Genomic DNA, 10,164 nt, shown 5'->3' with positions numbered 1-10,164 from the left:
AGTTAAAGTATAACGAGAATGTTTTTGGGATAGAGTTTGCCGCGCTTAATTACTTTGATGCCGATAAGGTAAAATTTGAATACACCATGCAGGGTTTTGACAAAGGCTGGATAACTGCCGATAACATAACCCGCAAGGCTGTTTACACCAACTTAGATGCTGGAAATTATATTTTTAAAGTACGCGCGTCAAACCCCGGCTTTTGGAAAAGTAAGGAGCTCTATCTGCATGTTACCATATTACCACCCTGGTGGAAAACAACAATCGCGTATATATTATATGCCCTGGCCTTTGTTGGTGCATTATTTTATCTGCGTCATAGAGGTATACAAAAAATACGGGCCCAGTTCCTGTTAGAGAAAGAACGTGAAGAAACCCAGCGCCTGCATGAGCTTGACCTGATGAAGATAAAGTTCTTTACCAATGTAAGCCACGAGTTCCGTACGCCGTTGTCGTTGATCATGGCGCCGGTTGACAGGATAATTAAACAGATACAGGAGCCAGATATCCAAAAACAGCTTTTATTGGTTAACCGTAATGCTAAGCGGTTACTAAATTTAGTTAACCAGTTGCTCGATTTCCGGAAGATGGAGTACCAGGAACTGAAACTGCATAACCAACCGGGCGATATTATCGGGTTTATCCGCGAGCTATCGTATTCATTTACCGATGTGGCGGAGCAGAAAGGTATTGGCTTTGTGTTTGATGCCGAGTTAGATGAGTTTCATACCAGTTTTGATCAGGATAAAATTGAGCGCATTATATTCAACCTGTTATCAAACGCCTATAAATTTACCCAGGCGGGTGGGCATGTGAGCGTATTGTTAAACTTTAAGGATACCGCTATTCCATCACAGTGCCAATTGGAAATTAAAGTGATAGACACCGGTATAGGCATCCATGAGAATAAGCTCGACAGGATCTTTGAGCCATTTTTCCAGAACGATATCCCCGGCTCTATGCTTAATCAGGGCAGCGGTATAGGTTTATCAATCACCAAAGAATTTGTAAGGCTACACGGTGGTGAGATAATGGTAGAAAGCGAATTTAACCAGGGTAGCTGTTTTACCGTGCTATTGCCCTTACAAGAGTTGGATGAGCGTTTATTTACTGATACACCCCTGTTATTACAGCATGGTGATGCCCTGTTTGATTTGGAAGTAAGCAAGGCTATTCAAATTAAAGAAACCCGCGACGGTAAAAAACCTACCGTGCTACTGGTAGAAGATAATGACGATTTCCGCTTCTATATAAAGGATAACCTGAAAGACGCGTTTAATATTATTGAAGCAGAGAATGGCAAAAAAGGCTGGCAAAAAGCATTGGCGCAGCACCCCAACCTGGTAGTTAGTGATATTGCCATGCCCGAAATGAATGGCATCGATCTTTGTTTAAAGATAAAGAACGATACTCGTACATCGCATATCCCGGTAATACTGCTTACAGCTATGGCAGGCGAGGAGCAGCAGCTTAAAGGCCTGGGCACGGGTGCCAGCGATTACATGACCAAGCCCTTTAACTTCGAGATACTGCTGTCAAAGATCAAGAATATATTGAGCCAACAGGAGTATATGCGCAAAACCTATCAAAAACAGGTAGAAGCCAAGCCAACCGAACTGCATGTAGAATCGCCCGAGGAACTGTTTATTAAAAAGGTTTTGGTACTGATAGATAACAATATATCCAATCCCAATTTTTCGGTTGAGGAGTTGAGTAGTGATATGTGTGTAAGCCGTTATACGCTGTATAAAAAAATCTTACAAATGACGGGCAAAACACCAAATGAACTGGTGCGCCAAATGCGTCTTAAACGTGCTGCTCAGCTACTGGAAACCGGCCACCTCACCATCTCGCAGATCTGCCATAAGGTTGGGTTTAAAAGCCAGAAATACTTTGTTAAAACCTTTAAGGCCGAGTATAACACCATACCATCCCGATATGTGGAAACGGTAGAAGGATAGTAGAGATTAGTTGATTGCAATATCTATCAGGAGAAATTAGTTCATTGCCGTTGGCTTCAGCCAACGGATGCGATGGATAGCGCAATCGGCTTTAGCCAAAACGGCTATTAACCTCACCTGCCTGTTACCCCTACGGAACACTTGCCCGTCCGGAATCGATTTGTTTTTCTTTAAATCTTCGCGTCTCTGCGTCTTTGCGAGAAAATTCACTAACCAAAGAAATCCTACAAAATATAACACCCGTAGCCCCTGCATTGTAATACTATTTATGCACTTTATAAAGTATCTGAAATTAGCTTACAGGTGCACATTTGTAATTAAATAGTCTCATTAGTGTTCTTTTCACATATTAATTATCTGTAAATCAATTCATTAATTGAGGTTGACATTTGTACCCCTATATATCCACAACAGGTCTTTTAATAGCATATAATTTTAACCCCAGAATAACCAATACTGCATGGGTATCAATTACCGCAGCACTATTATATAAACCAATTAAACCATTTTTTAAAAATTATTAAACAAGGCAGGGTATTAATTACACCTGGAACGTGAATGCCAACGGTGCATTTACGCGGCATTTTACCGGCCTGTTATAAACGCGTACATCAATTTAAATCAAATATAAAATAACCAAAAACCAACAAACCATTATGGGAAAAATTCTACGAATAGCATTGCTGTTTGCTTCCTTTTTCATTTGTGCTTCATCCATGGCGCAAAACGGGGGCACGGTAATCAAAGGAACAGTAAAGGATGAGACCGGCGCACTGCCAGGGGTTACCGTATCTGTTAAAGATGGTAAAGGTGTTGCCGTAACCGATGTTAATGGCAGGTATACAATTACCGTTTCTGCGGCAGCAAAAGTACTTGTCTTTAAATTTATCGGGCTCGAAACCCGCGAGGTTGCAATAAACGGCCAAACCGTTATTGATGCAACACTTAAAGCATCAAATACCTCGCTTAACGAGGTTGTTGTAATTGGTTACGGTAGTATCCGCCGTGCCGATATTACATCTTCCATTTCATCGGTAAGTGAAAAGGACATCAAAAACTTACCGGTAGCCGGTATTGACCAGGCTATACAAGGTAAGGTAGCAGGTGTTACGGTTACCACCAACTCGGGGCAGCCTGGTGCAGGCGTTTCTGTAAGGGTACGTGGTATAACAAGCGCCACCGGATCAAACGAGCCATTATATGTAATTGATGGTGTACAGTTTGGAGGCGGCTCAACCAGCGCAAGCCAGGATTTCCTGGGTGGGGGCAGCGGCCAAACCGGGCAAAGCGTTTTGGCTACTTTAAGCCCAGCAGATGTTGAATCTATAGACATCTTAAAAGATGCATCTGCACAGGCAATTTACGGTTCGCGTGGTGCAAATGGTGTTGTTATTATTAATACCAAACGTGGCAAACCCGGCCAAAGCAAGCTTACTTATGATGCTTATGTAGGTTTTTCAGAAATACCTAAAAAGCTAAAAGTGATGGACCTACAACAGTATGCACAGTACAGAAACTCATTGGTAAATGAAGTTAGGGCCGTGCCGGGTAGTGGTTTAGATAGCACGATTGAATTTAGAGACCCGTCAGTTTTAGGGCATGGTACCGATTGGCAGGACGAGATATATCAAAGAGGTATTGCAACCAGTCACCAGGTAGGTGTATCTGGAGGTACCGAAAAAACACAATTCTATTTCTCTGGGGGATACCTTAAACAAACAGGTACACTTATAAAAACCGACTTTGAACGTTATACATTAAGAGCCAGTGTTGATCACCAGATTAATAACTGGTTAAAAGCGGGCTTTACAAGCAACCTTTCAAAAAGCAAGCAGCAAATAGGGCTTAGCGATGGCTTTGATGCGGTAACAAGCACCGTGTTATATAATACACCGGTTTCACCAATACGCGATATATATGGTAATTATATTACAAATGCCAATGTTGGAGGTTACGCCATCAATTTAACAAACAACCCGGTTACATTAGCACAACAACGCGATGTTTCGGCCGGTAATTACAGGGGCATTGGAGCACTTTATGCAGAGATCAAGTTTTTTAAAGGCCTAACATTAAGAAACGAAGCCAACTATAACTTCAACCTAACAAATGACAGGGCTTTTCAGCCTTACTTAGAAAATAGTGTTACCGGTGCTGTAATATTATCACCAAGCCGTATACGTGAGCAAAGAACCCAAAGCCTTTACTGGGACGTTAAAAACTTCCTGAATTTTGACCGCGCATTTGGTAAACATAGCATTAGTGCTACCCTTGGTCATGAAGTTCAGCGGTCTGATTACGATTACATCAACGCCAACCGTAACGGGCTTACACTAAATCTTCCATCGTTAAATGCAGGCCTTGCCGATCTTACACAGGGTATTGGTGCCGGCGCAGGTACCTGGAGCATGGAGTCTGTTTTTGCACGTGCAGGATATACCTATAATAACAGATACGCAATTACGGGTACAATACGCCGTGACGGTTCATCAAGTTTTGGCCCCGGTAAAAGATGGGGAACATTCCCTGCGGTATCTGCTTCATGGACAGTAACGAACGAAGATTTCCTGAAAGAATCTAAAAGCATCAATTACTTAAAACTACGTGCGGGTTACGGAGAAGTAGGTAACCAAAGTACTGGTGGTAGCGGGAATGCCTATACCTCAAACATAACGTTGTATGGTACCGCTCCTTTTGGGCCGGGCAGTCTTCCTTCTAACGTAGCCAACCCGGTTCTGGGCTGGGAAACGGTTAAAACCTATAACGCCGGTATTGACCTAACCACGCTTAATAGCAGGGCCGAAATAACTATTGATGTATATAAGAAAACTACAACAAACATGCTTTTGGCAAGCCAGTTGCCTTCATTCTCGGGTTTAGGAACTAACTGGAACGACATCCAATCGCCAATTACCAATGCTGGTAATATGACCAATAAGGGTATTGATATTAGTATAACATCATATAATATTCAAAACAAAGCCTTTAACTGGAAAACCAACGTAACATTTAGCCATTATAAAAATAAGCTTGTAGCCTTAAATAGCCCAACAGCTTCATTGCAAGGCTCATTTAATGAGTATGGCGCTACAAGCTTGGTTTCTTTATCTGCACCGGGCAGCCCGCTTGGCAGTTATTACGGTTTTGTAACCGATGGTTTATTTAAAAGCCAGGAAGAACTGGCAAAAGGCCCTATTCCTACAGGTTTAATAGTAGCACCCGGATCTTTATGGTTGGGCGATATCCGCTATAAAGATTTGGACGGTAATGGGATAATCAATGACAAAGATGCACGTGTTATTGGTGACCCTAACCCTAAATTTGTTTACGGTTTAACCAACACATTCAATTATAAAGGCATAGACCTGTCTGTGTTCCTGTATGGCAGCTATGGCGGACAAATACTGAACTATACCCGCAGGCAAACCGAGGCAATGTCAAATTCAAATAATAACCAATTGGTTACTGTGCTAAACAGGTATACAGCTTCAAATACCAATACCAACATGCCAAGGTATAACCAATGGACCAATAACAACACCAGGATATCTGACCGTTATATTGAAAGTGGTTCGTACTTACGCATACAAACCGTATCTCTTGGTTACAACCTTCCTAAAAGCATCATGAGCAAACTTAAAATGGCATCGATAAGGGTTTATGCATCGGCACAAAATCTTTACACGTTTACCAAATACACTGGTTATGACCCTGAATTAGGTGCAAATAATAGTTCGGTAACATTAATGAATGTAGATAACGGCCATTATCCTGTGCCGCGTACATTCACTTTTGGTACCAATATTCAGTTTTAATTAAGTTAAAAATTAGCAAAATGAAAATAAAAATTATATTCCTCTTAGGTGCATTAGTTTGCTTTGGAACTGCATGTAAAAAGGATTTCCTTAACCACCCGTCTACAACCGGGCCTACAACAGATAATTACTACACCAATGCCGAACAGGTAAACGGCGCTACAGGTATTTTATACAATAATGTTTGGGGCGATTGGTTTGATAAGGCGTTTATATCTGTAGGAGATTTATTGGGCGGAACAGTTACCGGTACACAGGGTAACGACCAGTATAACTCATTTTATAACTTCAATATTCAAAGTACCGATGGGTTGGTGTCAAGTACCTGGAACTCCTGCTACAAAGCTGCAGGGCAGGCATCAGTGCTTATACAAACATTTAAAGATAAGAAAGCACTGCTTGGCGGTGCAAATACCGAGTTTCTTGACAGGGGTATTGCCGAAGCCAGGTTTATTCGCGGGTTTGCCTATTTTTATATTGGTCGCACCTTTGGCGACGCGCCGATAGTTGATAACCCTTTGGATCTTACAAAACCCGGAGCATATTTGGTGCCTAAATATCATCAAAAAGATGTGTTGCGCTTTGCATTAGAAGATTTGCAGGCCGCTGCAGATAACCTGCCAGAAGTAGCCGTACAGGATGGCCGTGTAACCAAATACTCAGCCTTAGGTATGATGGCTAAGGTCTATCTGTACCTGAAAGATTACCCAAATGCAGCTGCTAAAGCAAAACAGGTAATTGATTATTCAAAAGGTGCCGGCGCCGGTGTATTGGGCTTAAATCCTGATTATAACGCAATGTTCACTTCATCAACAGTAGCCAATGTTAAAAACAAAGAAAATTTGTTTTCATTAAGATGGCTTGCATCAATGGGATGGAATGGTGGTAACCGTTTTTCAATTTATGTTGCTCCGCAACCGCTTGTAAAACCACTGCCAACCGGTGGTAACGGCTACTCGGCAGTTGTGCCTTCGTTTGATATGTTAAACGCGGCTACAGGTTACGAAACTGCCGATAAAAGACGCGGCTGGTCTGTAATGCAGCAGGGCTTTCATAAAGCAGAGTGGGTGAATGTTAATTTCCCTACCGGGTTCACTTATGATACCACCGGCCGGGCAACTGATGATCATTTTATATTCACAGGTACCCGTTCAAACATTCAAAAATATGTTGTAGGCCCTAACCGTGCCAATGAACCTGTTACACCCGATGGCCATACCAGCATGCCTACCTATATATTACGCTATGCCGATGTATTGCTGGTATATGCAGAAGCCGTTTTAGGCGGTGCAGGTTCAACTGCTGATGCAGGTGCGCTTGAAGCATTTAACGCGGTGCATAACAGGGCGGGCTTAACAAGTTTAACCAGCATCACTAATGATGATATTTTACATGAACGTAAAGTGGAGTTTGCTTTTGAGGGCGATTACTGGTTTGATGTTCAGCGCCAGGGTTTTGCCAAAGCACAGCAAATTATCGCATCGCAGGAACGGGGGACATTGAACAGTAATGGGCAGCTTACCAGCTTTAAAGCTACAATAAGCTCAGCGGCTCAGCTGTTTTTGCCTATCCCGCAGTCAGAAACAGTTCAGGATCCAAAACTGCTTGAACCGGCTGTTGACTATTATAAATAAATGATAACGTATTAAAATCATTATTGATCATGAAAAATATATATAAATTATTGATAGTGCTGTTTGCATTTGTTGCGGGCACATCAATCATTACATCTTGTACAAAAGAGAACGCTAAACCGGCTGAAGCATCCTCCAGCCCAAAAGCTGATAAAATTCAGCCCGATTCTGCTAAAGGTGGCGATGTTTTAACACTTACCGGTAGTGGCCTTGGCGAGATACAAACAGTTGTATTTGAAAAAGGAAATGTATCTGCACCATTTAATACGGTGTTTAACACAGGTAATGCCTTAATTTTTAGAGTGCCGGATACGGCAAACGGCGGTAAGCAAAACATTATTATAACCAATAAAATTGGTAAGCAAATATTGGTGGAGTTTAATGTGATAGCGCTGCCTGTTATTTCAACCGTATCAAACTACAACTTTACAAGCAATACCGAAATAACCATTACAGGCAACAACCTGGCCGATGTTACATTGGTAAAGTTTAAAGGGTTTAATGATGCAATAAGCATTGTATCGCAAACCAAGAAAGAACTGGTTATAAAAATGCCGGCAAATAGCACTGTCCCGGGCGCTCCGCTGGAAATTACGAATGCAACAGGGCCTATAACAACCACGCAGGTATTTGAGAACCTGGATATGGCGTACAAGATATTTACAGATAATTACGGTGCCGATGGATGGGCGAACAACTCATGGGGCCCTGCAACCATATCTACCACGGTATCTAAATCAGGCACAGCCTCTTTTGCTGCAACCTATGCAAAGGGTAACTGGTCTGCAGATGGTTTTTCTAACTGGTACCCCGGCCTGGCTTCTAAACCCGAGTATCAATATTTAACATTCTGGGTAAAGGGCGCGTCGCAGGATTATACCCTTTATCTTACAGCTGATAAAAGGCCCAAAGGATACGGTAATAATGATGATACGACCCCGCTTACCATTCCGGCCAATGTATGGACCTACTTTAAGATCCCGGTTTCAACAGCCGCTCTTTGGAGTACAGGTAACACTTTAAATGCCCTTGGCTTTTGGATAAAAGGACCAAATGATAGAGACGAAACTTTCTATTTTGATGATGTCATTATTGTAAATCAGTAATGTGTTAACCACCTGGCAGGCGGCCCAACGCTGGCCGGGTGGTTATTAATTATATCATTGCTTTTAATGCCGTTAATTATTGATATGAGGTAGGTAGCTGTGTTAAACAATTAAATATTTATGCAATAAATGTTAAATTCGTATCAGTGTTCACAGTTGAGTAAACCAATAATTATTTATTATGCCAAATAACGTTATGCGTGAGATAACACCGCTTACTCCAAGCGATTGCTTTACTATTTTTTCGCGTGTAAAAAATAAGTTTGATTTCCCACTTCATTACCACGAAGAGTACGAGTTAAACCTCATTATAAATGCCAATGGCGCCAAGCGCGTTGTAGGCGGGCATATAGAGGTTATTGATGATCTGGAGCTGGTGCTGGTGGGGCCAAACCTTTACCACGCCTGGTTTACACATCAGTGCAAAAGCGAAGCTATAAACGAAGTTACCATCCAGTTTCATAAAGATCTTTTTGATGAAAAGTTTCTGCGCCGAAACCAGCTAAGCTTTGTGAAAAGTATGCTGGAGCGCTCGCAGCGGGGCATTGCTTTTTCGCCGGAAACCATTGCAGCATTGAAAGATAGGCTTCTATCGCTTGATAAGAAGAACGGGTTTGATGGTGTACTGGAGCTATTATCTATCCTGCACGACCTATCTATTTCCCGGAATATGAAAACACTTTCAGATCCGAGCTTTACAAATGAGAAGTTTTATTACAACAGCCGCCGGATAGAGAAGGTGTTTGAGTTTATGAATAGCAACTACAATAAACCGGTAAGCCTGGCCGAAGTTGCCCGCATAGCTAATATGCCCGAGGCATCGTTCAGTCGCTTTATAAAGAAGCGTACAGGTAAAACCTTTATTGATAGTTTGAACGAGATAAGGCTTGGCCATGCCTCGCGCATGCTCATAGACAGCACCACCACCGTAGCCGAGATCGCTTACAAATGCGGCTTCAATAACATCTCTAATTTCAACAGGATCTTTAAACGTAAAAAGTTTTGTATCCCCAAAGAGTTTAGGGAAACATACACCGGTAACCGCATATTTATATAGGTTTTATCACCCTGTTTTGCCCGAAAAAGAAATTTAAGGTTAAAATAGTATTATATATAGGGTAATTTAATCGTCTATTTTAGCAGGTACCAATTAATACTAACTATTAACTAAATGAGATTATCCTTAATCGATATTTCCATTATCGTACTGTACCTGTTAAGCACCATATTTATTGGTTTTTGGTATCGCAAAAAAGCCCGCGAAAACAAGGATAGCTATATGCTGGGCGGTAAAAGCCTGCCCTGGTACAAGCTTGGCCTTAGCGATGCTTCAGATATGTTCGACATAAGCGGTACCATGTGGATGGTGAGCCTATGCTTCGTATATGGCATGAAAAGCATCTGGATCCCCTGGCTGTGGCCGGTGTTTAACCAGGTATTTTTAATGATGTACCTTTCGCGCTGGTTGCGCCGTTCAAACGCCACTACAGGTGCCGAGTGGCTGGCAACAAGATTTGGAACGACCGGGGCAGGGGTAACAAGTTCGCATTTGGTGGTTATCGCTTTTGCCTTGTTAAGCTGCCTGGGTTTTATGGCTTACGGTTTTATAGGTTTAGGAAAATTTATCGAAATATTTGTTCCCTGGGAT

The 10,164-nt window shown here is 42.0% G+C and carries 5 protein-coding genes and 1 pseudogene; all 6 read left to right on the top strand.

Translation table 11 applies throughout. The features are described from left to right. On the top strand, nt 1-1,961 hold a 1,961-nt coding region (locus tag JWQ85_RS20185), incomplete at its 5' end, for a hybrid sensor histidine kinase/response regulator transcription factor (protein ID WP_299471212.1). A gap of 656 nt (nt 1,962-2,617) precedes the next feature. Next, the gene (locus JWQ85_RS20180) at nt 2,618-5,776 is read left to right on the top strand and encodes a TonB-dependent receptor (protein WP_299471211.1); all 3,159 of its coding nucleotides are present in this window, start codon (nt 2,618-2,620) and stop codon (nt 5,774-5,776) included. A gap of 20 nt (nt 5,777-5,796) precedes the next feature. Continuing rightward, a complete protein-coding gene (locus JWQ85_RS20175; protein ID WP_299471209.1) occupies nt 5,797-7,410 on the top strand; it encodes a RagB/SusD family nutrient uptake outer membrane protein in 1,614 nt (537 codons plus the stop codon). A 29-nt stretch (nt 7,411-7,439) separates the two neighbouring features. Further along, nucleotides 7,440-8,516, top strand: coding sequence for an IPT/TIG domain-containing protein (locus JWQ85_RS20170; RefSeq protein ID WP_299471208.1), 1,077 nt, complete (start codon nt 7,440-7,442; stop codon nt 8,514-8,516). 181 nt (nt 8,517-8,697) lie between these two features. Next, nucleotides 8,698-9,573: an AraC family transcriptional regulator gene (locus tag JWQ85_RS20165; protein WP_299471206.1), complete on the top strand. Its 876-nt coding sequence runs from the start codon at nt 8,698-8,700 to the stop codon at nt 9,571-9,573. 114 nt (nt 9,574-9,687) lie between these two features. Beyond that, a pseudogene (locus JWQ85_RS20160) lies at nt 9,688-10,164 on the top strand (sodium:solute symporter); the annotation flags it as partial.

Source organism: Mucilaginibacter sp. (assembly GCF_028288105.1).
Classification (GTDB): Bacteria; Bacteroidota; Bacteroidia; order Sphingobacteriales; family Sphingobacteriaceae; genus Mucilaginibacter.
This window is presented reverse-complemented; position numbering and strand designations above follow the sequence as displayed.